Annotated in this window: 1 pseudogene; it reads right to left on the bottom strand. The window is 62.9% G+C overall.

Going from position 1 to position 638, the window contains the following annotated elements:
- Positions 1–638: pseudogene (locus EN984_RS36830) on the bottom strand (N-methylproline demethylase); the annotation flags it as partial.

The raw sequence follows: 638 nt of genomic DNA on the forward strand, positions 1-638 counted from the left end.
TCATAGATGCGATCGAGACAATAGGTGGCGCCCACGCACGGGCGGATCTCATGCTCGCGCCCCTCCATCACCTTTTTGATGATGTGCGGATCGGCGATATGGGCGCGGGTCATGCCGACCATGTCGAGCTTGCCGGTGGCGATGGCGTGGCGTGCGGTGGCCACGTCGGATATGCGCGCCGCGTGGAAGGTCGGGAATTTCGTCGCCGCCCTCACCTCTCCGGCGAAATCGAGATGCGGCGAAGAGCGCATGCCGGTCACCGGGATGACCTTGGTCAGTGCCGCATCGCTCTCGATCGAGCCCCGAATGATGTTGAGGAAATCGACCTTGCCGGAGCCCGCCAGCCGCCTGGCGATTTCGATCCCCTCCGCCTTCGACAGGCCTTTTTCGAAATCCTCGTCGGCGACCATGCGGATGCCGACGACGAATTTGTCGCCAACGGCTGACCGCACGGCATCGAGCACCATATTGGTGAAGCGCAGGCGATTGTCCAGCGAGCCGCCGAATTCGTCGTCGCGATGATTGGTGGCGGGCGACCAGAAGCCGTCCATCAGATGGCCGTAGGATTCGAACTCGATGCCGTCGAGGCCGGCGGCCTCGACGGCATCGAGTTCGAATCCTACGGCCATCTGATGGAC

Origin of the sequence: Mesorhizobium sp. M7A.F.Ca.CA.004.12.1.1, from assembly GCF_003997835.1 — a bacterium.
Classification (GTDB): domain Bacteria; phylum Pseudomonadota; class Alphaproteobacteria; order Rhizobiales; family Rhizobiaceae; genus Mesorhizobium.